Source organism: Sphingobacterium zeae, assembly GCF_030818895.1.
In the GTDB taxonomy this organism is placed as follows: domain Bacteria; phylum Bacteroidota; class Bacteroidia; order Sphingobacteriales; family Sphingobacteriaceae; genus Sphingobacterium; species Sphingobacterium zeae.
Map to the genome: position 1 here is coordinate 5,062,129 of NZ_JAUTBA010000001.1, position 25,906 is coordinate 5,088,034.

At 43.1% G+C, this 25,906-nt stretch carries 18 protein-coding genes; 4 read left to right on the forward strand and 14 right to left on the reverse strand.

All coding sequences use genetic code 11. The features are described from left to right. Positions 1–61 precede the first annotated feature (61 nt). The 8 genes from QE382_RS21245 to QE382_RS21275 form a co-directional block, all read right to left on the reverse strand. Positions 62–2,425 carry a glycoside hydrolase family 3 N-terminal domain-containing protein gene (locus QE382_RS21245; RefSeq protein ID WP_307187662.1) on the reverse strand — a complete coding sequence of 788 codons (2,364 nt, stop codon included), beginning with the start codon at positions 2,423–2,425 and terminating at the stop codon, positions 62–64. A 132-nt stretch (positions 2,426–2,557) separates the two neighbouring features. Beyond that, complete coding sequence (locus tag QE382_RS21250; RefSeq protein ID WP_307187663.1) at positions 2,558–3,397, reverse strand: glycerophosphodiester phosphodiesterase family protein; 840 nt, start codon at positions 3,395–3,397, stop codon at positions 2,558–2,560. Positions 3,398–3,556: 159 nt separating this feature from the next. Further along, complete coding sequence (locus QE382_RS21255) at positions 3,557–4,750, reverse strand: purple acid phosphatase family protein (protein WP_307187664.1); 1,194 nt, start codon at positions 4,748–4,750, stop codon at positions 3,557–3,559. 66 nt (positions 4,751–4,816) lie between these two features. After that, positions 4,817–6,469 carry a SusD/RagB family nutrient-binding outer membrane lipoprotein gene (locus tag QE382_RS21260; RefSeq protein ID WP_307187665.1) on the reverse strand — a complete coding sequence of 551 codons (1,653 nt, stop codon included), beginning with the start codon at positions 6,467–6,469 and terminating at the stop codon, positions 4,817–4,819. Positions 6,470–6,481: 12 nt separating this feature from the next. Continuing rightward, positions 6,482–10,135: a SusC/RagA family TonB-linked outer membrane protein gene (locus tag QE382_RS21265; protein WP_307187666.1), complete on the reverse strand. Its 3,654-nt coding sequence runs from the start codon at positions 10,133–10,135 to the stop codon at positions 6,482–6,484. Positions 10,136–10,251: 116 nt separating this feature from the next. Further along, a complete protein-coding gene (locus tag QE382_RS23630; protein ID WP_370877887.1) occupies positions 10,252–10,461 on the reverse strand; it encodes a DUF4974 domain-containing protein in 210 nt (69 codons plus the stop codon). Next, positions 10,454–11,236: a FecR family protein gene (locus tag QE382_RS21270; RefSeq protein WP_307187667.1), complete on the reverse strand. Its 783-nt coding sequence runs from the start codon at positions 11,234–11,236 to the stop codon at positions 10,454–10,456. Before QE382_RS21270 ends, QE382_RS23630 begins: the two co-directional genes overlap by 8 nt. Before the next feature lie 62 nt (positions 11,237–11,298). Further along, on the reverse strand, positions 11,299–11,919 hold the full coding sequence (locus QE382_RS21275; protein WP_307187668.1) for an RNA polymerase sigma factor: 621 nt from the start codon (positions 11,917–11,919) through the stop codon (positions 11,299–11,301). Positions 11,920–12,512: 593 nt separating this feature from the next. Between QE382_RS21275 and QE382_RS21280 the strand changes: the two genes are divergently transcribed. Next, positions 12,513–13,160, forward strand: coding sequence for a barstar family protein (locus QE382_RS21280; protein ID WP_307187669.1), 648 nt, complete (start codon positions 12,513–12,515; stop codon positions 13,158–13,160). A gap of 14 nt (positions 13,161–13,174) precedes the next feature. Beyond that, positions 13,175–14,263 (forward strand): Gfo/Idh/MocA family protein, encoded by a 1,089-nt coding sequence (locus QE382_RS21285; protein ID WP_307187670.1) that lies wholly within the window; start codon positions 13,175–13,177, stop codon positions 14,261–14,263. 48 nt (positions 14,264–14,311) lie between these two features. Here QE382_RS21285 and QE382_RS21290 read toward each other — a convergent pair whose 3' ends face one another. The 4 genes from QE382_RS21290 to QE382_RS21305 form a co-directional block, all read right to left on the reverse strand. Next, positions 14,312–15,832: a RagB/SusD family nutrient uptake outer membrane protein gene (locus QE382_RS21290; RefSeq protein ID WP_307187671.1), complete on the reverse strand. Its 1,521-nt coding sequence runs from the start codon at positions 15,830–15,832 to the stop codon at positions 14,312–14,314. A 135-nt stretch (positions 15,833–15,967) separates the two neighbouring features. Next, positions 15,968–19,219 carry a SusC/RagA family TonB-linked outer membrane protein gene (locus QE382_RS21295; RefSeq protein ID WP_307187672.1) on the reverse strand — a complete coding sequence of 1,084 codons (3,252 nt, stop codon included), beginning with the start codon at positions 19,217–19,219 and terminating at the stop codon, positions 15,968–15,970. 138 nt (positions 19,220–19,357) lie between these two features. Further along, a complete protein-coding gene (locus QE382_RS21300; RefSeq protein WP_307187673.1) occupies positions 19,358–19,675 on the reverse strand; it encodes a hypothetical protein in 318 nt (105 codons plus the stop codon). 124 nt (positions 19,676–19,799) lie between these two features. Beyond that, positions 19,800–20,129, reverse strand: a complete 330-nt coding sequence (locus QE382_RS21305; RefSeq protein ID WP_307187674.1) for a hypothetical protein — start codon at positions 20,127–20,129, stop codon at positions 19,800–19,802. Positions 20,130–20,328: 199 nt separating this feature from the next. On the opposite strand from QE382_RS21305, the gene QE382_RS21310 reads away from it, so the two are divergent. Continuing rightward, positions 20,329–20,835, forward strand: coding sequence for a MauE/DoxX family redox-associated membrane protein (locus QE382_RS21310; RefSeq protein WP_307187675.1), 507 nt, complete (start codon positions 20,329–20,331; stop codon positions 20,833–20,835). Further along, positions 20,828–21,304: a hypothetical protein gene (locus QE382_RS21315; RefSeq protein WP_307187676.1), complete on the forward strand. Its 477-nt coding sequence runs from the start codon at positions 20,828–20,830 to the stop codon at positions 21,302–21,304. Before QE382_RS21310 ends, QE382_RS21315 begins: the two co-directional genes overlap by 8 nt. Before the next feature lie 55 nt (positions 21,305–21,359). Here the strand turns inward: QE382_RS21315 and QE382_RS21320 are convergent, their stop codons facing one another. Then, positions 21,360–22,721, reverse strand: a complete 1,362-nt coding sequence (locus QE382_RS21320) for a RagB/SusD family nutrient uptake outer membrane protein (protein ID WP_307187677.1) — start codon at positions 22,719–22,721, stop codon at positions 21,360–21,362. Positions 22,722–22,731: 10 nt separating this feature from the next. Then, entirely contained in the window at positions 22,732–25,902 is a 3,171-nt protein-coding gene (locus QE382_RS21325) for a SusC/RagA family TonB-linked outer membrane protein (protein ID WP_307187678.1), read from the reverse strand. Between the last annotated feature and the right edge of the window lie 4 nt (positions 25,903–25,906).

Consider the following 25,906-nt stretch of genomic DNA (forward strand, 5'->3'; position numbering starts at 1 on the left):
TAAAAAAAATGGGGCGGTCCAAAAAATTGAACCGCCCCATGTTATATTTCGTGTTTCGAATTTAATAATCCTTTGTTAAAACCGTTTCTCCCTTCAGTCGGATATCATTCGAAGATGCGCCGACCAAAAGTTTAAACCTGCCTTTTTCTGTCTTCCATTCATTACCTGCATTCCAAAGTTTGAGGTCCTCCTTAGTCAATTGAAAAACATAGTTTTCTTTCTTCCCTGCTGTAATATTTCGACGCTCAAAACGCTTCAATTGCATCACAGGTGTCACAACCGAACTAACCTCGTCCACAACATATAACTGAGCAACTTCATCGCCAGCTAATTTTCCCGTATTCGCAACATCAAACGACACGGTACAGGTAAAATCATGCGCAGACTCATTCAAAGAAATCTGTAAATTGGAGTACTCAAAACTGCTGTAGCTCAATCCATAGCCAAATGGATACAATGGACTGGCCGACATTTCTACATAGTCGTGATGTTTGGGTTTTGTATGATTGTAATGTACTGGTAGCTGCCCAACTGACCGAGGTACTGAAATCGGTAATCTTCCTGCCGGATTGTAGTCGCCAAACAAGACATCGGCAATAGCCAAGCCTCCTTCTTGTCCTGGATACCAAGCGTTCACAATCGCAGGTACATGTTCCGCTGCCCAATTCAAGTTTAATGGTCTCCCCATAATTGTTACAAGTACAACGGGTTTTCCTGTTGCCTGTATTGCCTGCATCAATTTGATCTGATCGCCCATCATATCTAGCGAAACGCGGTCAAAGCCCTCTCCACTCTCCATATCACTCACGGTATTGGGGTCCACATTGGCTGCTCCGGTTGCCTGATAGGAGGTTTTGAAATCACGTGCGCTTGAACCTCCTAAAACTAAAATTACCGCATCGGCCTCTTTAGCAGCTGCTACGGCGCCAGCGATATCCGAATTACTCGTATCCCGTATTGCACAGCCTTTAACATAATCAATTTTGGTACTTTTACCAACCGCAGACCGGATTCCCATTAGTAGGGTCTGAATTTTACCGTCGGCCTGTGGCGCGGTATAATCGCCCAGCTGGTTATAGGCATTGTCGGCATTCGGTCCTATCACAGCTATTCGATTCAACGATTTACTCAACGGTAAGAGTTGCTGATCATTTTTTAGCAAAACAATCGACTCGCGGGCTACTTGCCTCGCAATCATTTTATTTTGTGGTGTAGCGACTTTTTGAGCAACTAATTTCTCATCCACATAAGGTTGATCAAAAAGGCCAAGATTGAACTTCATCCGCAATACACGGGCAACTGCCGTATCGAGAACAGCAGATTCAACAAGCCCTTGCTGTACAGCCTTGAGCAAATTTGCACCATAACCAGTTCCGCTTAAATCAACATCCAGTCCCGCATGAATACTTTGCGAAGCAGCATCTTCACCAGTAGCAGCAGTAGCGTGACCGCCGTTGAGCCCCGATATGCTCAATAAATCCGACACAACAAAACCAGTAAATCCCCAGTCTTTACGTAGAACGTCTTTTAGCAGCCAAGGATTAGCTGAACACGGAATACCGTCGATACTATTATATGCGGTCATGACCGACCCAGCGCCTGACTTTACAGCACGCTCAAAAGGCGGAAGAAAATATTGCCGGAGGCTACGCTCGCCAAATGACACAGACTCGCCATTGTGTCCCCCATCTGGAGCAGCGTAGGCGACAAAATGCTTTAATGTACCTATTATTTTATCGCGCTGCCCTAACTTCTCGCCCTGAAAGCCACGGATCATCGCAGTTCCCATCTGTCCAATCAGGTACGGATCCTCACCATAGGTTTCTTCCGTACGCGACCAACGGGGATCTCGCGCTAAATCAAGCACAGGACCGTATCCGTTTTTACCGCCCACTGCATAGGTCTCCTTAGCGATCGTCGATGCCATATCCTGAATCAACTGCGGATTCCAGGTACTCGCTTGCCCAATAGCAGTAGGGAAAACGGTTGCACCTATAGCCATATGTCCGTGCGGCGCCTCCTCAGACAATAACAACGGAATCCCCAGTCGTGTACTATCCACCATATAACGTTGGATCGCATTTGTAGCACGCGCGGCTTCTACCGGACTCAGACCATTCAATAAGGTTTTCTGTGTCCAAGGGTCAGCGCGCAATGTCGCCCACAATAACCCAATATGCTGCTCTTTTGCTGCTTTCCGTAGTTTATTGCTAATCGTTATCTGCTTTCCATCTTTCGTATACATTTCCCAGCCAAGCAATTTACTCAACTGCCCGACCTTCTCCTCCACAGTCATTCTTCCCAATAGATCACTTACCCTCTTTTCGGTAGGCAAACTACGGTTTTTATACGGAAATTGTTGGGCTTGAAGTGGTGGACAGAGCAATGCTCCCATTGCGGCCAAAAGTAGTATACGGACTTTCATAAATGGATTATTGTTTTTTGTTTCTGTGCTTTATCACGGTCCGGATGAGCACGGCACTAGGCTATGCAACCGGTTTCCAAAACACTAAATTAACGATTTAGCATCAATAATCAAGTTAAATTTTGATTCCCGTTAGAGCACTTCACGCCACAGACCTGGCTGGTCGGTCTGAATGAGCCGCACAAACGGATATCTTTCCAAGAAAGACCGATAAGCCATGCTTCCGTCCTTCGCCGCTCGATCGTCATATTCCCCCAAACTATTCATCCAAAAATAAATGCCCTGTTCGCGCAGCTGGTTTAGTTCTTCAGTTTCTATAAACGACTCATCAAGGTGGACAACCGTCGTTAATCTCATCTTGAGTATAGCCACTAGGTCAGCCATGCTACGTGCTCTGGGGAACAGTGTGATCGTGGGATTGAGTTTGTACGTCTTCGGCATGTCTTTGTAATCGTAAAGGAAAAACAATACCTGGTCTTCCATCCCCTCCTGTTCAATAAGGGTATAAGTTGTCTTGACAAATTCTTTACGATCTTCTTTAAAATCCAGATCAACAAGGATTTTCCCCTTTGCTACACGCAAAGCTTCTGATAAGGTCGGAATCACATGTTCCGATTCGCCTCCATGGGCTTGGTTGCGTAAGTGGAGCTTTTGAAGCTCAGCATAGGTATGTTTGGCGACCTCTCCTTGTCCCGTTGTCGTACGGTTCACTGTTTTATCATGCATCAGTACCAGTACACCGTCTTTGCTGGCCCGTACATCGACCTCTACGACGGAAGCTCCTTGCCGAATGGCCTCTTCAATCGCAGCAATAGAGTTTTCTGGCTGTTTTAAATGAGCGCCCCGGTGCGCTGCAATGTGAACACTTTTTTGATTTAACTTTTTAATCAAATCAGCCGATTGACCATATACGACTGTGGTCACACTCACTATCATACCCAGTAAGACAGTAGAAAATAAAATCTTTTTCATTATTATATAGCTACTTTTTTAAAGCAATCTCTTTTTGTTATACCGTAGCAACCAGCAATCTCGACGCAGTTACATCTTAATCCCGTCATGGATTGAATCACGCCATTAAAATGATGGAAAGTCTTCCGGTTTGAATGGATTACTTTCCGTCATTTTCGTTTATTTTTTAGACATTTCAAAAGAATCAAACAGCTGACCATTCAGCATGTAGCTTGAAAAATACAGCTTATTGTTATTCAGTTTAATGACCTGATAGAGTTGCGTCTGTGAGGTTGCGCGATCCATCCAGCGTTCGGAATTTGACTCATACATTTTCGGTCCAGCGACGGATAAAACGTAAATAGGACGCTTTTTACCAAGCCCTCCGCGTGCATAGGTATGATCATGTCCCTGAAGAACCAAATCCACTCCATATTTCTCAAAAATAGGTTTAAAACGTTCTCTCAGAATGGTATTGTCACGATTTTTAGCCGTAGAGTATACGGGATGGTGCATGACAACAATGTTCCATTTTTTTGGTGATGATGACAACACATTTTCCAGCCATTTTTCCTGTACCCCTGCCGCGGTGGAATCTAGCATGATCAATTGAGAATTTAGGGAAATGATTCGCAGATCCTGATAATCCAAATAATAAACAGCATCCTGCATATCCTTAGGACCATTCTTAGGCAAGTTGAACTGTACGTTCCAATGCGGATCCAATACCAGTTTGCCAAGCGAGTCGCGGCGGTACTCGTGATTCCCTGGTGTTGGGACAGCCGGAATTAGCTGATGTATAAATCCTGCGGCCTCATGCCATTCTGCCCATTCTTCGTCGGCATTCGAGCGATTGATCAGGTCGCCGGCATGAACAATAAAGCGCGCATTCGCCTCCTGTTGAAAAGCACGACGGATGGCACGTGCCCATCGTGACCGTAGGTCATTCTGCGCATCGCCCAAATAGATAAACGAAAAGGCGCCAGAATTCTCCGCAGTTCTGAATTGGTTCCAGGCACTCCAAATGGTGCCATCTCCTACCCGATAGGCATAGACCGTTCCGGGTTTCAGGTCACGAAAGGTTACCTGTCCATAGGTATCGGCTTGTTGCCCTTGCTCGAGAGACACTCCTATTCCCTGTACTGAAATCGCTTTTGCTTCAAGTTCAGGATTACGCTGTTCTTCAACAACCTGACCAATAATTTTGGTCCTATCGGCATTGACACGCCACGAAACAGACTGCGTGTGGCTGGGATCATCGGACCAGGTCAATGTAATCCGTTCTGGCTGTTTATACGCGTTGGCGGTTTGGCTTTTTGCTTCAAATAAAGTACAGCAAACGCCGATGACAAGTAGAGTATGTTTTATTTTCATGTTTATATTGATTTTATAAGCGATTGAACCGCTGGATATAATGACTTTTCATTTTACGATCAGAACTTACCATGGCTTGTTTGTTCCTTGCAATAACCAAGGTTTTGACCATGCACTATTTTCATTATCTGCGTGTGAATATGCTGTCTTTTCAATACGCTTTAAGGCCTCTTCTGCATTTTTTTGATTCACACTCATTTCGGTTTGCATATAAGGCACGCGCACCGGAAGTTGTGTACGAATAGCTGCAGGGCCTGCTTTTAGTGCAGGATATCCCGTCCTTCTGTAATCAAACCACGACTGTGCGGCAGTTGACCAGCTTGCGATCCATTTTTGCTCAATAATTTGGGCTTGGCTGTTTTCAAAAACCACCCCTTTCTGACGGATATAATTGGAATATTCGGCAGCCTTACCCCAACTGGTCAAAGATTCTTGAATGCCGCGCTCATAATAGGTTTTAGCGGCTTCAGGCATCTTCCATCCTTTCCAAGCGGCCTCAGCTAAAATGAAATTTACTTCTGAAGCCGAAAGTAGTCTTGCCTTTAATAAACCTCCTTTTGCCGAGCGGTAGCTATCATTTAGGTAAGAAACATGTGGATTGATTGAAGTCTGCCCTGGAGTCGGATTAAGGTTGTAAGCCGAGGGATTTTTAGAAACACTTGGAGGCAATCCGACATATTCTTTGTCTGTATCTACAGGTACCCCTTTGACGATGTCAGGCGACACAATACGAACACCGTTGACGATCTTATCGGTACCTACGGGCTCGCTACTGCGGATCTCAATGGGGATATCAATTTTTCTTGCCCAAACCGATAAACGAGGATCGCCAAGCTCCTGTAGTCGGTCGACCAATGTTGCACACATTTTCATCCGCCTAAAATTACTGCCGCTGGCATCATACAACGTATTGGAAGGCCAGGAATCATTCGCATTATTTCCAACAAAATCCATGAGCACGTCATCTGTCGAACTGTTAATTAATGGAAATTTCTCGGTATTGGCAAGCATACTTTCAATACCCTGTTTGGCAAAAGCAGGAGACTTTTCCGAAAGACGCATATAATACCGCAAAGCTAATGAGTTGGCAAATCGTCGCCATTTTGAAGCCTTACCTCCAAAATACACATCCGCATTGGCTAGTACCTCATACGAGGCATCTGGCCGCGATAGGATTTCATTAGCTTGTAGCAATTCGTCGATTATACCGCTGTAAATAACCTCCTGACCATCATATTTCGGAAAATTATATACTGCATCTCCGAGTTCCGCCTTTAACGCATCGGTATAAGGCGCATCCCCCCACAGATCACTCACCAATCCAAATAAATAGGCGCGCATCACCAACGAAACTCCTTTATGGAAATCCAGCCCTAATTTCTCCGCCCGTCTGCGCATAAGCTCATTGTCCCGTAAAAATCCGTAATAAGCATCCCAGCTCAAAATTCCCCCAGTCCATTCATAATCATTATGTGAATTGAACCAGGCATCTAATTGCGTATGCTGCATCACTCCGCCAAGATCTGAGAAACTGAGTTCATTGTATTTCTTTGCCGCCCCGGTTAATATTGTTGGCAGCAAAAGATTGGGATTTGCATCCTCTTCACTTACCCCGTTCGGATTAATATTAAGCTCGGTCAGATCTTTACAAGCTGACATATTCCATACGATCCCAAGGCCCACTATCGCCATGGTGAAGCGCTTCAACTGATTTTTCATTTATGTCGTGTATTAAAATGTCACATTTACTTTAAATCCAACAGGCATGGACCAAGGGGTAACGTTATAGCGTTCAATCCCCTGCTTGAATCCAATACCAGTTTCCGGCTGAAAGGCCATTTCCGGATCTATACCCACTTTCGCTTTGGTCCATAAAATCAGGTTACGGGTATAAACACCAACACTGCCATTTTCGATCCCAACACGTTTCAGCCATTTTCCCGATAAATCATAGCTAAAGGACAGTTCCCGAAGCTTAATAAAAGAGGCATCAAATGTTGCAGCGTTCATAAAATCCCAAGGATAATTGTCCGAATAAGCGATATATTTTGTTCCCTCGCCGCCCAGATTTTCTGTATACCCTATTACATTGCCTTTCGTATCATATTGCGCGATAACACCGGGATTAAACACCCCAAAATTTCCGACTAAGCCTCCTACGCTGATTGGATAACCACCATACTCTTCACCAGGTCCACCAACAATCGGATAGCGGTTGCCTTGGACACGGACAAGATCATTATCAACCAAGTAGTTCCGCAACGTTTCGCCCGTCATACCATTAGGATTGATCATCTGGTCAAGAAAGCGTTGCGTCGTCAAGTTAGATTCGAAATAGCGATAGGTCTGGGACATGAACTTTCCTCCAAAACGCATATCTGCGGCGATATTCATCGTCCATTTTTTATAGCGAAGACTTGACTGCAGGCCCATGGTGAAATCCGGATTGAAATTCCCGATTTTATTGCGGCTATTGTTTATCCTTACCGCCTGCCACGAACCATTTTTATTAAGAATAGGAAACCCGTAATAAGGTGATGACTGATCCTCCACGGTCACTAACTTAGAATCGTATAGATCCCCGATCTCTTCCCCCACGTAGGTACGTGCGCCCCCCCGGCCGTCGGTCCAAAACGTATAAAATTCTACTCCCTCAGAGAGTTTGTCGATACGAGTACGATTGCGGTGCCAATTGACACCAATATCCCATGTCCAATTTTCCTTGGCAATAGGCCGGCCAGATACGGCCAGTTCAAGACCTCGGCTGCTCAACAGACCGGCATTGATATTTTTGGAGTTAAAGCCGCTTGAACCGGGAAGGGTTGTTGAAATAATTTGGTTTTTGTTTTCCAGTTTATAATAGGTTCCTTCAAACTTCAGTCGATTATTCCACATGGCTAGATCCAGGCCAAACTCGTAAGATGTTGCAATTTCCGGCTTCAGATTAGGAACCAGAAGTGACCCCGAACGCGTTAGCCGTAATACGTCACCCCAGCTACCAGGGTTGCTCAAGACGTTGGAAAGATTGTAGGGATACGTATCATTTCCAACACGTGCAATACCTGCTCTCAATTTTGCTAAATTGATTGTTTTCGGTAAAGAAAACACTTGGTTGGCCAGTACACTCAAGGAGGCCGAAGGATAGAAATAGGACCGATTGTTTACAGGTAGGGTACTGGACCAGTCGTTGCGCCCGGTTACATCGAGGTAAACCATATCCTGATAACTTAGATTGATCAGTCCATAAACACTGTTTATGGCCCTTTCAGAAATTGTGCTGTAAAAATCCAGATTGAGTGGACTGATATTCGCCAATGTATAGAGCCCCGGTGTGATGAGTCCAGCGCCATCTTTTGAGGTGTTTTGCACCGATTTTCCCCGGTTATAGCGCAGATTTCCGCCCAATGAGCCTGTAACCTGAAAAGCATCCAATTTTTTGGTGTAAGTTGTCAGAAAGTCGATATTCTGCTCCATATTCATTAAATTGACAATACCATAGGCCCCTCTCGGTTCGTTGGCGTAGCTGTAAGGGATTTTCGTTTCCCTATTTTCCCAGTAAATATCCGTTGCATACCTGAGCATTGCAGTCCAGTCTTTTTTGATAGTCCAATCCAACCTCAGATTACCAAAGATCCGGTCTCTCGTAAACGCATTGTTCACCCCATAAGCAAGAAAATAGGGATTGTTGTGGTTACCGATAGACTGCGAGCGCTGTTGAATCTGTTCCTGTCCCGGCAGCCAATAATCCTGCAAATCTAGTATATTGATATGTGGAGCAACTTCATAGGCCGCTTGCATCGGATTGGTTCCTCGGTTTCCTGCGGGCCTATTGTTGGAGTTATTTCTACTGGCATCCAATGCGAGTCCCAAAGTCAGGCTGTTGCGAAGGCGCATGGTTGAATTAACATTCAAGGTATTTCTGAACAGGTCCGAATTGGGGATAATTCCTTTATTGGTCATATTGGAGTAAGAGAAACGATAGTCCAGTTTTTCACTCCTGTTGCTCAAGGAAATCCCGTTGGTACTCGTAATCCCTGTTTGAACAAAGTTTTTGATATTATCAGGATATGCTTTTAATTCGGTCGGGATCGGCTTTCCATTTTCATCAAGGGGGCTATTCCATTGCACAGCTTTATAACCCTTATCCAGCGCTGGTCCGACCATCACACTCGACTCTTCCTCGATCACCAAATTACCAGGCAGATCACCGGGTCTCCACGGTAAAGTACCACTGGCAAATTTGTTGTGCAATTCAATAAATTTATAGGGAATATCAAATACCGTATTACTTGTAACGGCAATTGTCATCTTCTCTGCATTTTTGCCACTTTTGGTCGTGATCAGCACCACGCCATTCCCTGCGCGTGAGCCGTAAAGCGCGGCTGCGCTAGGTCCTTTCAAGATCGAAATATTGTCGATATCTTCGGGATTGATATTGGCAATTGCATTACCATAATCGACTTTATTATCATCACCGATCTGACCGATATTATTTAAACTGTTCATCAAGGGTACACCATCCACTACAAACAGCGGCTGGTTGTCTGTACTGAGCGATGACGCTCCACGAATCACCATATTCACGCTTGAGCCAGTGGGCCCGGTCGCGCTAATTGATACGCCGGGCACTTTCCCTGCCATACCAACCAAAAAATTATCGTTATTGACGCGATTGATGTCCTCACCTTTGATTTTACCAACGGAATAACCCAATGAGCGGTCCTGACGTTTGATGCCCAACGCCGTCACAACGACCTCATCCAGCTCGTTGTCATCTTCCTTTAAGATCACTTGGCGTACAGCTGCTGCACCGGCATCGAGCTTCAGACCAGTCAATTCTTTCAGTTCATAGCCAATGTGGGATATCAGTACATTGTACACGCCCGCAGCCAACTTGATGGTTACTTCACCATCTGCATTAGACAAAGCACTTTCTCCCGTGAGCGGAATACGTACAGAGGCACCGCGAATTGGCTGTTTGGTGCGATCGACCAACTGTAACTTTAAGTCATACAGTTCTTGTTTGTTTCCATTTTTAACAAGTACGACACCTCCTGAAACTCTTTTTGATTGAATGTTTGTTCCGTTCAGGATATACGCAAGAACTTCCTCAAAACTCGCATGCTGAAATGTCTTTTGTGCTATTGAAATTCGCTCCAGTTGTAGCATTTTTCTATCATAGCCAATGGCTTGACCTGTTTCTTTTGAAAGCTGTGCTATCGCCTGAGCGGCATTACCATTCAAGAGATGGATAGTGATCGTATCCCAATGTGCAGCGCTGCCCCGATCCAGTACCCTGGCCTGGCTGTCGACTACGGCACAAGACACCAAGGAGCAAAGCGCAAGCTTGGTGGCAAGGCCGGTAAGCTTAATTATTTTATACATATATTTGTATGATTGTTTTAAACAAGAATATTTTGGTGCTCACTGGTCGATTTAGCGGTTTGCCAGATGAGCACTTTTCTTGAGCAGATAACGTATGCTGATCTGCTCCTTACAGCTTATTTGTACAAGATTATTTCATTTTTCTCCCTCCTAAATTTAATTTGATGAATGTTGCAAACGATAGTCAGCACCTGATCCAATGATTGTACTTGAGGTATCATCAGCGAATAGTTGAACGAATCGGTATTCAGACTGTCGGTATGCAGAACAGCTCCAAATCGACGATATATCAACTCTTTAAGTTCTTCAAAGCCAACATTATTCACGAATATGCCGCCTTGTGTCCAAAGATTGATCAATGCCCGGATCTTTATCGAAAGTTTCAAAATGATTATTAGCAAGGCTATACCTGATGGACTTACCGCGCGTAAGAATATGGTTTTCCTCATTTTTTTCACTTGAAACACGCACACGCCCGGTTTTAACCTCTATAGTGACATGTTTGGTACACATTGATTTATTGACATTGAACGATGTTCCGAGAACGGCAACAGAAACACCGCCAGTTTCGATCTTAAATGGATGCAAAATATCCCTTCTGACCCGAAAGAATGCTTCCCCCTGATCTAACAACAATGTTCTATTTGACGCAAAGCTTTTACGATCGTAGCGGATACGTGTATTTCCGTTTAAAAAGATAGATGTGCCATCAGGTAGCTGAATTTCTTTCAATTCTCCAGCATTCGTAACCGTTTCCGTCAGAAATGCGATCGTTTCTGTCGGCTTCCGAGAAAGCGACTTCGGGCTGTGCTGGAAAAATAGCAGACTGATGCCTCCTAGGATTAAAATAGCTGCCGCTGCTGACGATAGCCAGGTGAATTTACTGACCGTCTTCTTTTTGGCCTTGAGCGATGGAGCAGCTCCCTCAATACGCAGCAATAATTCACGTTTGATCCTATCCCTGTGACTGTCATCAGCAAAGGGCTTAATGTCTTCATTGGCGATGGACTCATACCAGTCGTCCACATGTTGCTTCTCCTCGTCGGTCAACTTTCCGCCAAGGTAATCCGTTATAATAAGTTTAAAGCGTTCTAAATCCACCTGCAATAATTTTATATTAATACAGGTCAGAACATCGAAAGTACTTTAATTCAATATGTTGTTTATATTAAATAATGATGAAGAAAACAACTACCGATAAGCAATAAAAATATAGGATCGTGGTCTGCAAATCTTCGCGTTAATTCACGGCGCATGATCTTTTTGGCTTCCGACAAATAGTTTTTAACAGTCTGTTCTGCGAGATTGAGTTCAGCTGCGATTTGAGCAATCGAATAGTTGTCAGCACGCATCAAGTAAACGGCCTTCATCAATTTGGGTAGTTTGTCAATCGAATCATCTACGATAGCTTCCAAGGCTTGATACCGAGCAAAAGCCTGACTGTCTAACTTGGAAAACACATCCATGCTCTCCATGGATTTTTCCAATGCTTGTTTTCGAACACGTTCAGTAGCGTAGTAATTTAGAATTTTGTTTTTGAGTGCTTTATGGAGATAGAATTTTATGGAATCGTATTCACTGTTGATGAGCAATCGTTTTTCCCAAATATGAATAAAAACTTCCTGTACAAGATCCTTAGCCTGAGCTTCCTCCTGAAGATGCCGATAAGCGACGATGTATAGCCCCTCCCAATACTGCTCAAAGAAATAAGCAAAGGCCATGGGGTCACCTTCTTTAAAGCGCAGTACATGGTGGTTATCAAATTTGGCTTCGGTAGTGTTCACTTCGCAAAGATAGCCCCGGTAGATTATTAAAATGTTAATTTATTGGGAAACTTTCACTAAAATGCGCTTCGCTGCGAATTTGTAAAAAAGCGCTCCAAAAATTGTTAATAAACATGTTAATTCTCTCGTATACAGAAGATATTTTGTTAAAAAAAAAGATGGAGCCCTATTTATCACAATTGGGCATTCCAGCTAAAGACGGGACAACTAAAATGTGCATAACAATGTTAATTAACTTATAACCAATGCACTTTATGTTAACAACCACTTATAAGAAAAAGGACGAAAATTTCCTATAATGAACGTTATATCCAATTGTTTTTATCCTGCAACGAACAAATTGTCAGCGCGCGGCATTTCCAATACACTTTATTAAAAACCCAACCGCTAAGGAAGACAATATCGTTAGGATATTGCTATCCAAATACAACAATTTCAAACTGAAAGTGTATATTCACAAGAGTTGCTACACCATTGCAGCTAAATCAGTAAATCGTAATATTAGATTTATTCTTAGAGATATGGTTTCTTGGTCAAAAAACCGCGAACGGATTGGTGAAGCTATTTTTGAAGATTAAAAACTACGGTCGGAGATGAAAAAAGATGAAAAGAAATTGGTCGGTACACTTGCTCATTTTATGGTCAGTGATTTGGATCGCGCCGAATTTACTGCCTTTTTACATTCAATGCGTGATAGCCTTCCAACAATTCGAACCGATCTTGCTCAATTTGCAGCTAATTGGCAAGATCGAGAAGAGTTTTTTTTCTTACGAAATGAAGATCTTTGGAACGATTTTGAACAACTCTCACGAAGGAATCCCGATCTTGGCGTGGCACTCATCGATGGTAATAAAATTGATAGTATTGCCAGTTTTTACGAAGAAATTAATGCTGTCTACATGTCCAGCGAAAGCTGGAAGATCGGAAGTCTAGATGGCTTTGACGATCTGCTGTACGGGGGATTTGGCATTTTTAAAGATGCCACTTCCCATGCTATTGTCTGGAAAGATATTGACCATAGCAGCGCATCGCTGGGCATCGAAACCACTTTGGCGTATTACCAGGGAAAACTTGGTGCACGATCCCCATTTAATCAAACACATTTTCAAAAAAAAATAGAGGAACTAAAAGCGGGGCAGGGAGAAACCTATTTTGACATCGTTGCCGAAATCATCCGGTCTCACCACAAGATCACCTGGATCTATAAAGGACATCCCCATCACCAATCGGTCTATTTATAAAATCTAAACTTAACATGATGAAGCATCTGATCAAAATAACTTTTCTGCTTATTCTATTATCTCATCAGGTCACAGAGGCCAGTGAACGCCTTAAAGTAGCTGTTGCAGGACTCAACCACGACCATGTATTCTTGCTTCTAAATTTATATAAGGATAAGCAAGTGGATATTATTGGTATTGCTGAACCGAATGAAATCTTGTCCAACACAATACGGACGCAGTATAATCTGCCAAAGACTATCTTTTATAAGGATTTGCCCAGTTTATTGAAGCATATCAAGCCAGAAGCCGTGCTGGCTTACAATCCCACCGATGAGCATATCTATGTGGCAGAGGCCTGCCTCCCGCTTAAAATCCCTGTTATGGTGGAAAAACCTCTCGCAACCACTTTATACGATGCAAAACGGATCGCACACCTATCCAAACAGTTTGATACGCCCTTTTTGGTAAATTATGAAACGACGTGGTATAAAAGCAATCAGAAACTGAAGGATTTGGTGGACAAAGGTGAAGTTGGACAAATCACACGTATGCTTGTAAAAGACGGACATGAAGGTCCCAAGGAAATCGGATGCAGCGATTACTTTTTGGATTGGCTCACTGATCCGAAAAAAAATGGTGGGGGTGCAATCATGGATTTTGGCTGCTATGGTGCTAATCTCATGACCTGGCTCAAAAATGGGGAAAAACCAATTTCCGTCACAGCATTCACACAACAATTAAAACCGAAAGTCTATCCTAAGGTCGACGACAACGCCACTATTATTCTTAACTATCGAGATGGCAGTACAGGCATTATCCAAGCTTCCTGGGCTTGGCCATATAGTGTTAAAGACCTGCAGATCTTTGGTACAAAAGCCCAGCTCTACGCCAAAAACGATAAGGAGCTTCTAAAATACAAACAACAGAATGATCCACCGATGATGGTGCCGACAACAATTCCTTACTTTGAGCACCACATTGCTTACCTTGAACAGGTCTTAAAACATAAAATAATCCCGGAAAATGATCTCGGATCAATTCATAATAATGTCGTCGTAGTCGAGATTCTGGAAGCTGCAAAACGATCGGCCACAGAAGGAAAGACCATCGTTCTAAACTAAGCAAGGTCAGTAGACAGCTCATCTACCGACCTTGTGTGTACTATTCAATTAATAACCTGGGTTTTGATACATACGTGCCGGATCCAGCTTATATTCATCAAAAGGAATTGGATAGTATCGGTCTTTTGTGGATATATTGGAGATTTTAGCATTCCCGTAGTCAGCCTGGCTTTTGGTCTTAAAATAAGTCACCAGTTCCTGTGCATTGTAATTACGGATGAGATCAAACCAACGTTGGTTTTCAAATGCCAGTTCCACACGGCGTTCATGCAAGATGGCCTCTTTTAACGTTGGATATTTACTACGGTAGCTCGTATTCAGCATAGCCGTTGCATAAGATGGCAACCCCGCACGTTCACGTACTTGATCCAAAAGCGCGATAGCTTCGGCATCCTTACCCAGGTGATACTTCGCCTCGGCCAATAAGAGCATCACATCCGCGTAACGGATCAAGATCCAGTCGTTTCCGCCCCAACCATTGGTACCGGCAGCGTCACTATTATCTCTAAATTTGGTTACAAACCAATCGTTAACCTGGGTATTCGCGGCAAACTTTACCGAGAAGGCTTTTCGTATATCGTCTTGCTCATAGTCTTTAATCAAATCTAGTTTTGCTACCTCACCAGCACCTGTAGAATTGTAACGTGAATTGATCGTCTCCCCCCGCGCCTGGTAGTTACGGGCAATACTTGAACTATAGTTTTGATCTCCTTGTTTGTACTGAATCTGAAAAACAAGTTCTTTACAACTATTTTTCTTGGTCACATCGAAAACATCCGCATAGGGGATTTCGTTCAGTTTACCAAAAGTTCGCATTTGGTAGGCCGCATTGAGGTACTGCTCTGCTTTCGCAAAATTTTCTGCACTCCCCGACGTCTGCGTAGCGCCCAAAGTGAGGTATACTTGTCCCAAAATTGCATTCACGGCCGCTTTAGATGCTCTGCCGATAACGTAATCTTTTTGTGTATTGGGAAGATTGCTGGACAAAGCCTCGGTCAAATCTTTAATGATCTGCTCGTACACAATTGATTCTTTCTGCCGAACAGCCAATTCATTTGCTTGTTCTTTACTGGTCACCTGTACAGTAGATAATGGAATATCTCCGAATTTACGTACCAGATGGAAATATAATAATGCACGAACGAATTTCGCTTCCGCAATATAACGTCCTTTTAATTCTTCACTAGTAAAGGTCACATCGTCGACATGTGACAGAACCACATTACAGCGACTTATTGCCGCATACATAGCCGACCAATGTGTCTTGAGGTAGGTATTGCTAGGCAGCAACGAAAAGTCATTGAATTGGAAAGGCTCCCCGGCATTGGATTGATTGTCATTACGTCCTGAATTATCCGAACGTTCTTCGTTATATAATGTACTCGATTCCCCAAGTGTACTTCCCGAACGAAGGGACTGGTAAAGACCGTTAACCGCCAAGAGCACATCATTTTCTGACTTGAAATAATCATCGATTGTGACAGCATTGGGATTTTTCTGATTTAAGAAATCTTTGGTACATGAAGACAATGCCAACAAAACAAAGGGTAATATATATCTTTTTTTCATCCTGTTATTTTTTTATTTTTTACCAGTCCATGTAACCCAAGGGTGTTCATGGGACTGCATTTTACTATAATGAAGCTATTGCCATAGGTTTTTACTTAATATTTCCGCTGCACAAATAGCTCCTACACACTGCTATTAGAACGTTACTTTCACACCAAGGTTATACGATCGCACCAATGGATAAAGTCCATAATCCACACCTGGAGTTAAGTTGCCGCGTTGGTTATAATCCGGTTCCGGATTGTAGCCTTTATATTTAGAAATCGTAAATGGATTGTCCACTGTAGCGTAGACCCTTACACCAGAAAGTGTTAGTTTTTCTGCTAGGCTTTTGGGAAGATTATAACCCAAAGCAATATTTGTCATACGCAAGAATGAACCGTCCTGCAAATAAAAATCGGAAAGACGTGTACTGTTACTTTGCGTACCACCACGCGATGCACGGTATACTTTACCATTTCCCGGATTTTGCGCTGAACGATAACGTTGTGCCACATCTGCATATTGATTGCCGGAGCCTTCCATATTGTAGAGGTAATAATCATAGCCATCCAGCACTTTATTACCCTGAGAGCCATTAAATGATGCCCGTAGATCAAATGCCTTATAGCGTGCGTTAACGGCAAAGCCATAGGTGAAATTAGGATGCGGATTGCCGATCACCCGTTTATCGGCATCATTGACGATACCATTGCCGTCAACATCTTCAAAATAAAGATCTCCAGGTTGTAGCGGAGTTGTTGAAGCTGCGGAAGGTGCGACAGTTTTATAGTTTTCCTCCGTGGCAACACCCAAAACTTTAAAGCCGTAGAACATACCAATTGGACTTCCTTCTTGTGTAATATGCGTTAAGTAAGAGCGTTCAGCACCATTGGTCAAGATGGTAGAAGCTCCACCCAAATCCAACACTTTATTACGATTGACATTGATATTTCCGCTCAATCCCAATTCAAATTCATTTTTACGAATCAGTGTCGCATCAATCTGTAGATCAAAACCTTTATTCTGCACCTTCGAATTTGGCAGATTGGTCAAGATCGTCGTTGATCCAGATACAGCGGAGAGTGGCTGGTTGAATAATAAATTGAAGGAACGGCTCAGGTAGAAGTTGGTCATAATGTTGAGGCGGCCTTTTAACAAACCGAGATCCACGCCTGCGTTGTATTGCGAGGTTGATTCCCAGCCCAATTTTGGATCGAACAGATCACTTGCTGTATAGGAAGTCTCCACTTTATCGCCAAGAATAACTCCTGCTGGCGAGTTGACAACGGATAACGCGCGATAATCACCAATATTATTATTTCCACTACGTCCCCAGCTCGCTCTTAGTTTGACCGTTGACTGTTGTCCTAACCAATCTGTATAAAACTCCTCCTTGGATAGGGTCCAACCACCTGAAACCGATGGGAAGGTTCCCCATTTGTTATTTGGCCCGAAACGTGATGATCCATCGGTACGAATGGAAGCTGAAAGGAAATATTTGGAATCAAAGCTATAGCTTACACGGCTAAAATAAGACTGGAGCGTGGTGATGCGTTTGAACGTATCGTCTTTTAGCAATTGGAAATTAGAAGGGTCAGCCCCTTTATCCGTAATTTCCCCAATCGCATTATTATTAAAACCGTTGGCTCTCACACCTTGATAATCGTAATCTGTTCGTTGAGCTGAATAACCTAACAATGCGGATACCTGGTGTTTGCCGCCAAAGGTCTTGTTATAGTTCAACGTTGTTTCCAGCAATTTGTCCAATTCATTTTTTGTCTTGGCATCTGCATAGGCAGCAGAAATTGCCTGTGGTGAAAATGGTTTGTTGTTTCCGTCGGATATACTTGTCGGACGGAAATAATCATACTTCTCGTCGTAGGTAGACAATCCACCGTTCACCTTGAGATTTAGGCCATCCATAATGGAAAAATCAGCAAAAGCATTGTATAAACCCCGCTTTCCACGGCGATTGTTTTTAATCTCAGTGACATAAGCCAGTGGGTTTTCAGGATTCTGGATACCGTAATTGTTCGCCGAAAGATCAGCCATCAGATATTTAGCATAAGTCCCATCTTCATTATAAACCGGCAAAGTCGGCAGATAGATCAAAGCCGCCATGGATGGACTTCTATCGTAACGTCCGGTAGTTACCTCATTATTGTCGTTATACGTGAACGATACATTAGCGCCAACGGTCAGTCTTTTACTCACTTTGCTATCGATATTGGCGCGGAAATTAAAGACTTTCTGATCCGTTCCGAGCATGATCCCTTGTTGATTCTGATAAGACCCGCTTAGGAAATAGCGATTTTTTTCGTTACCGCCATAGGTAGATAGATTATGACGTTGGAAAGGTGCATTACGGTATAAGGCGTCCTGCCAATCCGTATCATATTTTGCTTTTTTTGCTGTGCCAGACGCAAAGTCATAGTAGTCTTCAGGAATACTTACTGAGCCGGCATTTCCAACATTGGCAATACGTGTTTTATTATCATCAAAGCGTCTACTGTCGCTCCAGGCGATCCCTTTCGTAGCCAGAAGGTCTTTATACGAATTGTTACGACCATCAATCAGGAGATCAATAAACTGTTCCGAATTTAGAACATCGATTTTCTTGGAAAGCTGACCAAAGCCCCCCAATACTTCGTAGTCCACATTACTTTTACCTTCCTTGCCACGCTTGGTCGTAATCAATACAACACCACCAGCGCCACGGGAACCATAGATCGCTGCAGAAGCGGCATCCTTTAAAACATCGATAGACTCAATATCATTGGGGTTGATATTGAGATTGTTCCCTGCTGGATAACCATCAATAACGTACAATGGATCCGAACCAGCATTAATCGATCCCATACCGCGAACACGCATTTTGGTGCCATCGTATGGGGCACCACTTGTCTGCATGACTTGTACGCCTGCTACCTTACCAACCAACGCCTGGGATAACTTTGGTGCGCTCAAATTGAGTTCTTCGGCCTTAACGCTGGCGATTGCGCCCGTGACATCCGACTTTCTGATCCGCTGATATCCGATAGAGATGGTCACCTCTTCCAGTGTGTTCTCGTCGGTATGTAAGGAAAAGATCTGCCCACTGGATTGGGTAACAGCTTGCACAAGTCTGCTATACCCAATAAAAGAAATACTGAGGTTATCACCCATTTCGGCCTCGATCTGAAAATTCCCTTTTTCGTCAGACTGAACAGATTTTTTACTTTTCGAATTTTGAACGGTTGCTCCTGCGACAGCATTTCCTTGGGCGTCGACGACACGGCCTTTAACGATCCCCTGTGCATACGTAAATTGTGACGTGGTTAGTGTGAGCGATTTGGCTTGAACAGCGGGTGAGCTCGCTGCAATGGCACATAACAACCAAAAGACATTGTTGGCTTTAAATTTCATAAGTAGCGCATTTGATTTATGGGTACAAGATTACAAATGCTATATGAAGGCAGGGTCAATAAAACATTAACAGTTTTTAACTAAACCGGGTTAGCACGCTATAAAAACTTAACAAAAGGATAACAAAAAACCTAAGATTTATTGCTTAGGCTTCCCACTAAAAGCACTATAAATCCATAAAATCAGAAGATATAAAGTAGCCGCAAAAAGAATATTGCCGATCAATTTTAGAGGTTCAAACTCATGGTATCCGACTTGCTCATTAAGATCAAGGCTATAGCCGCTTCCCTCTCTATAGAATATCCATGGAAATCCTACCGTTAAATTGCCATCGACATCCAGCTCATTGTGATAGAAACAAACTGTCATAATAGCAAAAATACCAATAGTACCAACAAGCACTTTGAATAATGCTGGCACTATTGATGTTTTACGTTGTTCAGGTTTTGCATGCATGATTAAATATAGCAATTCATTTTGATTGCATGTTATAATCACTATAGGTACCTTGGCATTGACTAGCTCGTTCTACACATTTTGATCGTCGTATTTTACAAGGTTGATCAAACTTAACATAGATTTATGCTGTATCCTTCCCATCATCTCCTTTCATGATAAGATGGATGCGGTCCTCTAAAACTCTTTTATGCCAAGCATCCAATAGCGATCTTGTTTTTCCGACAAGGTCTCCCCCCTCATTCGTCTCCATCATTTTCACCCACTCTTCTGCAAATTCCCCATATTCAACGATACTATTTTCGGACTGCGTATATTGGATCAAATATTCCATCGCAAATACATTAGCCCAACGGTCGGGGTGTATTGGATCACACATATACTCAGCAATGTCAATCTTATCAAATAGATTGTATGCTACCCCGCCAAGATATCTTTTATGGATGGCATCCATAACAATGAATTCGCCTATACATTACTATTATTCATATATATTGCTATTGGTATTCATTGCCCAGATTCTGTATATACAAGAGTCCAGATTCTGTATATCCCACGTGCTATTTACTGGCGAACTTTGGTATAAAATGATTGAGAAAAGTAAAAGCCTGTTAAGGTGAACCATTAATCGCAGCAGATAAATTGTCAATAACATGAGAGGAGATAAAATATACTATTGGACTTATAAAATCATACGATGCGGAATGATCCTATTCTGGCTCTATGTTGGCATGGACAAGATATGGATCCATGAAGCATTTGAGCTCTCTTTAGTTCAACAACCACTTATCGGTGACTTTGCTCCAATCCTTTCCTGGCTGATGCCACTGCTTGAGATCTTGCTGGCAATCTTGCTTTTCATGCCAAATAGGAAATTGGAATCTCTGGGCTGGAAACTTTCACTTCTATTGATTCTACTGTTTAGCATCTATATCGCATTGGGCGTAAATGGTATACTCAAAAATGCACCTTGCATGTGCAGCAGTTTTCTGACAAACGTTAATCGGATCACACATTTATGGATCAATGGTATTCTATTTATCGTGTCGCTTATTGCATTTTTTATCCGTACAAAGATTCTAAATAAAGGTATGCAATCAACTAAAAATAAATATTATATAAATAATCAGACTGTAGTTTCAGGAAAAAACTATGGTTAATTATAAACCCAAATTGTCGCAGACCAAGAAGTATTTAAAAAAGAAAAATAAAAGCGGTCTGCTGTACAGAAAGGAGGATAGTCATATGACTAGTATCTTCAATCGCAAAGGCTACATGATGTTAGCGATAGCCTTCGCAGTATGTTTCAATGGTGCAAAAGCTGTTGAAAAATTATCCGGCAAATCTTTTGCCAGCGTGATGCTTTACTTCCATGGCGATTCTTCGGATCCGTCACAAGTACAGGACGAGTCGAATTGGACCACTACACCCAACGGTCAAGATTGTAATGGAAACAGTAAAGCTTGTGCGCAAGAGGTCGATTCCAGTGATTTAACATCTACTGGACAATTGGATCCTGCCAAAATACAACTTGGTGCGCAAGAAAGCAGTCCTTCTTCCAACGATTATATTCCGACCAGGACAGGAGGTAGTAGCACAACGGCATTTAATCCGATCAACAGGGATTAATTTCTGATCTGCACATATTTTCACATTGAACGGCCCCATTTAGGGGCCGTATTGGTTATTTCGGATTCTGCGGCATGCCAGTTTCCAGTATAACATCATAAGGTAAAGGTAGGGCAAAACGATTTTCGTTGGGTTTGAGGGTATAAACCTGTCCGGCAACACTGCGTACAATCGAGATATTCCGCTCCTCGAGGTTCAGCCGCTTGATATCCATCCAGCGCAGCCCCCTAAACAGGAGTTCCTTCCGCCGCTCATTCAATACCAGCTCCAACGCACTCTTTGGGTCGCTAACCTCATAAGGTTGGAAACTGCCGCTTTTATATCGTGTCGATAGTAGTTTATTCAGCAACGCGATGCCATCTTTCACTTGCCCCGACCTTACAAGACTTTCTGCCTGCATCAGCATGACCTCATCCGTAGCAATGCCAGCAAAAAGTGCTTCTGCCGGATTGTAATTCCCCTTGAAGTTGATTATTCCGGCTCCATTATTCTTAAAATACAACACTTTTCGCAGATCGTTCCCAGCATAGGAATTGTATACCGTTGGATCCACAAATGCGCGCGATACAGCCAAATAGTTTACACTTAACTCTTGGTAGAAGTCAATTTCCTTATTGAATTTTTCAAATGGATAGGTGGCGTTTTGATTTACCTGTTTGTCGTCATTGAAGTCAATCAGCTCACTTCGGTTTTCCAGATAAAGCCTACTGTACTGACCGACCATTACATAACTTCTTTTGGACAGAAAATAACGGGCAAGCATACCGTAGACACTTGATTTTGCAGGTCTGTTCACATGTATAGTTTTGTTAGGTAATAGCTCCGCGGCTTGCAATAGGTCGGCTTCTACCCTTTCATAACATTGTTTAACGGAACTACGGACAGACTTTTTATTAAAGTCTGCCGATTCCCGAAGCACAATACCAAGGTCAGCGTCCGCGGTGGACTCATTATACGCTTTGGCGTATGTCCATAGTAAATTCAAATATTGGCTCGCCCGGAAGAACAATGCAGACCCCAGTACCTGATCGTATTGCTGGGCATTGTCGGCGGTACGGCCGATTTTCTTCAGTAAATCGATCACAAGATTGCTATTGTAAACGACTGTATACCCTTTTGCCCAGTCATTGTTGTAATAGTATTCGTCATTGTCCCAAATATAGTTTCGTCTGTATACTTCCTGCAGACTGTTGAACTGTGTTTCCGTGAGTGCGTAGTTGTCGGATGCCGCTTCGCTCATGGAGGATAAGCCGGCGTTCATACTTTGGGCGTTGTCCAATATACGTTGTAGATCTTCTAGGGTACGTGGTACCACCATAGAAGCATTCGCCTTTTCTTCCAGAAACTTTTTACAGGACGACGCCATGATAACCATCATAAGTCCTAGTAAAAACACATAGTATTTTATCTTTTTCATCGCTGATCGTTTAATAATCTAATTTTAATCCCAGTGCGTAATTTCTTGTAGGTGCTATGCGATAGGGAAATTCCGGATCAATGCGTTCCTTGTTTGCCCGCCATAAAATACCCAGGTTGGACACATTACCATATATCTGTAGCTGCACTGCTCTGTTGTTTATCTTTAGCGAATTCCGCCAGGAGAAGTTTATATATTCCAAACGGATATGGTCAGCTTTGACCACGTTGATATCCGCGCTGGCATAGAAACTGTCCGCACTGGATATGACCGGATAAAACAAGGCCGGTACGGCGGTTGTCAACTCGTCACCTTGCTTTTGCCACCTACGCTCAAAATCCGGATAAGCCGTACCTGTGGAAAATAAGGTCGTATAAGAGGTGACAGGTTTTCGAAAATAATAGTCGCCCGCATAACTGATATTAACCGAAAGGTCAAAAGAGCGCCATGCAAAAGTATTTGCGAGATTGCCAAATACCTGTGGTTTTGACGATCCGATAAAGGCCATACTTTCCGAATGCAGTGGATTCTTTGCAATACTGGCGCGGATTGCGCTATAATTTGCCGACGGTTCACCATCCAGTAGGCCCAAACCCTGGCCCTTACCGTCTACACCCATCCACTTATAAGCCGAAAGACCATTAAGCGGAAAGCCTTCCATCGGCGTGATCCCGTAACCATTACTAATGAATGTATTTAGCGTATTTGGAGTGGTTGAGTAATACTTTGTGGTTTTATTCTTATTAAAGCTGAGGGTCAGCCGTGATTTCCATTGGATCGCTCCATCAAGGTTAACCGTATTTAACGATAAATCCAAACCACGGCCATTCATGGCGGCGATATTTTTAGTAATTGTACTTTGGTATCCCCATGAGGTATAATCGTAATTGGATAAACCATATAAATCCCTTCCATTTTTATTATACCAGTCGATTGAGCCCGATATGCGGCGATTAAAAAACGCGTAATCCAGTCCGATGTTTAATGTACCTATTTTCTCCCAACGGAGCGACGGATCGTTTAGAGAAGTGATCATGATGATGGGCAGGTTTGAATTTCGATCGACCGACACGCTGCCCACGGGATCTTTCGTCTTACGGAGATCCACATTGCCACTGTAGCCGTAGGTGGCGCGCAATTTTAAGTGATCGATAAAATTCCTTTCAAGAAACTTCTCCTTACCCAGTTCCCAAAATAGTCCCATGGACCAGAGTGGCGACCATTTGTCATTGGTCGTAGCACCAAAAACATTGGCACCGTCTTTCCGGAACGAACCCGACACCCCATACTTATCGTGCCAGATATAACTTAGATTTGCATACTGCGAAACAAAGCGATTTACCTGTTTGAGAAAAGAAGGCGCGCCGACCACATTCATATTGATACTGGTCGGGTTGATGGGATAGGTATTGACATAGTCGACAGGAACTGTCAATAAAGGGTCTTCCGTATACCCATAGGCCGTTTGGCTATTTTCCTTGTATAAACGCTCGCGCATTTCAGCACCGATTACGCCGATTACCCGATGCTCCGGCCACGATTTATTCAGGTTCAGCTGCCCTCTTAATGTATAGGACGATCCTGTCCCATTGTTTGTGCGCAATATGCCTCCTTTAGGCACATTATATTTCACTGCTCCGGTATTCTTATCTACCTGCATATACTGATTGACCGTACGCCTTGCTATATAGCTGTCGCTATTATCCGATCCTGCGACCAACACTTGCTGCTGTTGGTACTGACCGGAGAAAGAAGCTGACAGGTACGAGGTCAGTTTATAGTTCAACGCCAGATTGCTATAGAGCTCCCGCAGTTTATTTGATGTCTGCGAGTTTGTATGGTCGGACAAGGGATAATAATTCCAGTCGAGAAAACCATTCGAATAGTTATTATCCAGATACAGTTTACGATATTCTCTTTCAAAAGGGATTTGCTCTCCTTCAGGCCCAAAGAAACTCAGGTAGGGCACTGCTTTGTTTGAATTAACAAAAGAGTTGAATGCCGGTTTGCCCGATCGCAATAACTGATCTGTAAACAACACCGACAGGTCTATCTGTAACTTCTCTGTCGGCCTAAAACTATTGTTGAGCTGTAGGTTGAGCTTTCTCGTCTTTGCTGCCAGTTCGGTACCTGCACGCGTATAGCCTAACCCAAAATTATACGAATTGCTTAAGCCGCCGCCACTGATATTTAAGGCATACTGTTGGGTAACCGCATCGGAAACAAAATTATCCATATAATTTTGAGCTCCATTTTGTGTTCTGTAGAAATTATCCCATTTCGTCGAATCCGCTATAGAAATCAAGCCTTTTGCCCTCCTATCCAACAGATCCACAAACGGTGTCATGGCCACATATTTCAAGGTATTGATATTAAAATTGTAATATCCCTTATCGTACAGCATCTTTTCAATATCCATGAAGGTACCATTGTCCACCCTATAAAGATTGGTATAGGCCGACCTTTCCTGCAACATGAAGGTGGAATTAAAAGATATACGCGCACTTTCGTTGATCCGTCCTTTTTTGGATGTGATGACAATGACTCCGTTGCCAGCACGTGCACCCCAAATCGCCGAGGCTGCTGCATCCTTTAAAATCGAAACCTGTTCGATGCTATTCGGATCGATATTGGCCATGTCGCCCTCGTAGATAAATCCGTCCAGCACAATGAGTGGATCGAGATTTCCATTGATCGTACTCAATCCCCGGATCGAAATGTTCAATTTATTGAGGTCCGTATTTTTAACAGGATTATTGTCATAGCGGAATGCAGGTACCACATTGCGCAAACGCTGCAGGATGTTTGTCCCTGTCTGTTCGTTCAAGGTCTTGTTGGAAACGACATCTACCGCTCCCGTTATTTCATTTGGTTTCAGTACCTGATAACCCGTATTGACAGTCGCCTCTTCCAGATAATTTTCCTGTTGCGCCAATAGGATGATCTGTTGTGTTAGAAGCTGCTTGGTTGCGACAATGGCCGTCTTATAGCCTACGTAGCTAAAGACCAATGAATCGGTGTCATCACTTACCTGTATAGAAAATTTCCCGCCAATCGAACTCGCTGCCTGGTTGTTTCTGCGCTGTTCTTTTATGGTAGCGCCCACAATGGGCGATTTATCCCGCTTAGCGAGAATGGTGCCCTTTACCCAAACTTTTTGCTGTGGTTTTGCTATGCCCATTAAT

What these genes read in the sequence shown, in the direction of transcription:
- QE382_RS21245 (WP_307187662.1), bottom strand. Translation starts at nt 2,425, where the DNA reads ATGAAAGTCCGTATACTACTTTTGGCCGCAATGGGAGCATTGCTCTGT.
- QE382_RS21250 (WP_307187663.1), bottom strand. Translation starts at nt 3,397, where the DNA reads ATGAAAAAGATTTTATTTTCTACTGTCTTACTGGGTATGATAGTGAGT.
- QE382_RS21255 (WP_307187664.1), bottom strand. Translation starts at nt 4,750, where the DNA reads ATGAAAATAAAACATACTCTACTTGTCATCGGCGTTTGCTGTACTTTA.
- QE382_RS21260 (WP_307187665.1), bottom strand. Translation starts at nt 6,469, where the DNA reads ATGAAAAATCAGTTGAAGCGCTTCACCATGGCGATAGTGGGCCTTGGG.
- QE382_RS21265 (WP_307187666.1), bottom strand. Translation starts at nt 10,135, where the DNA reads ATGTATAAAATAATTAAGCTTACCGGCCTTGCCACCAAGCTTGCGCTT.
- QE382_RS21280 (WP_307187669.1), top strand. Translation starts at nt 12,513, where the DNA reads ATGAAAAAAGATGAAAAGAAATTGGTCGGTACACTTGCTCATTTTATG.
- QE382_RS21285 (WP_307187670.1), top strand. Translation starts at nt 13,175, where the DNA reads ATGATGAAGCATCTGATCAAAATAACTTTTCTGCTTATTCTATTATCT.
- QE382_RS21290 (WP_307187671.1), bottom strand. Translation starts at nt 15,832, where the DNA reads ATGAAAAAAAGATATATATTACCCTTTGTTTTGTTGGCATTGTCTTCA.
- QE382_RS21295 (WP_307187672.1), bottom strand. Translation starts at nt 19,219, where the DNA reads ATGAAATTTAAAGCCAACAATGTCTTTTGGTTGTTATGTGCCATTGCA.
- QE382_RS21300 (WP_307187673.1), bottom strand. Translation starts at nt 19,675, where the DNA reads ATGCATGCAAAACCTGAACAACGTAAAACATCAATAGTGCCAGCATTA.
- QE382_RS21305 (WP_307187674.1), bottom strand. Translation starts at nt 20,129, where the DNA reads ATGGATGCCATCCATAAAAGATATCTTGGCGGGGTAGCATACAATCTA.
- QE382_RS21310 (WP_307187675.1), top strand. Translation starts at nt 20,329, where the DNA reads ATGAGAGGAGATAAAATATACTATTGGACTTATAAAATCATACGATGC.
- QE382_RS21315 (WP_307187676.1), top strand. Translation starts at nt 20,828, where the DNA reads ATGGTTAATTATAAACCCAAATTGTCGCAGACCAAGAAGTATTTAAAA.
- QE382_RS21320 (WP_307187677.1), bottom strand. Translation starts at nt 22,721, where the DNA reads ATGAAAAAGATAAAATACTATGTGTTTTTACTAGGACTTATGATGGTT.
- QE382_RS21325 (WP_307187678.1), bottom strand. Translation starts at nt 25,902, where the DNA reads ATGGGCATAGCAAAACCACAGCAAAAAGTTTGGGTAAAGGGCACCATT.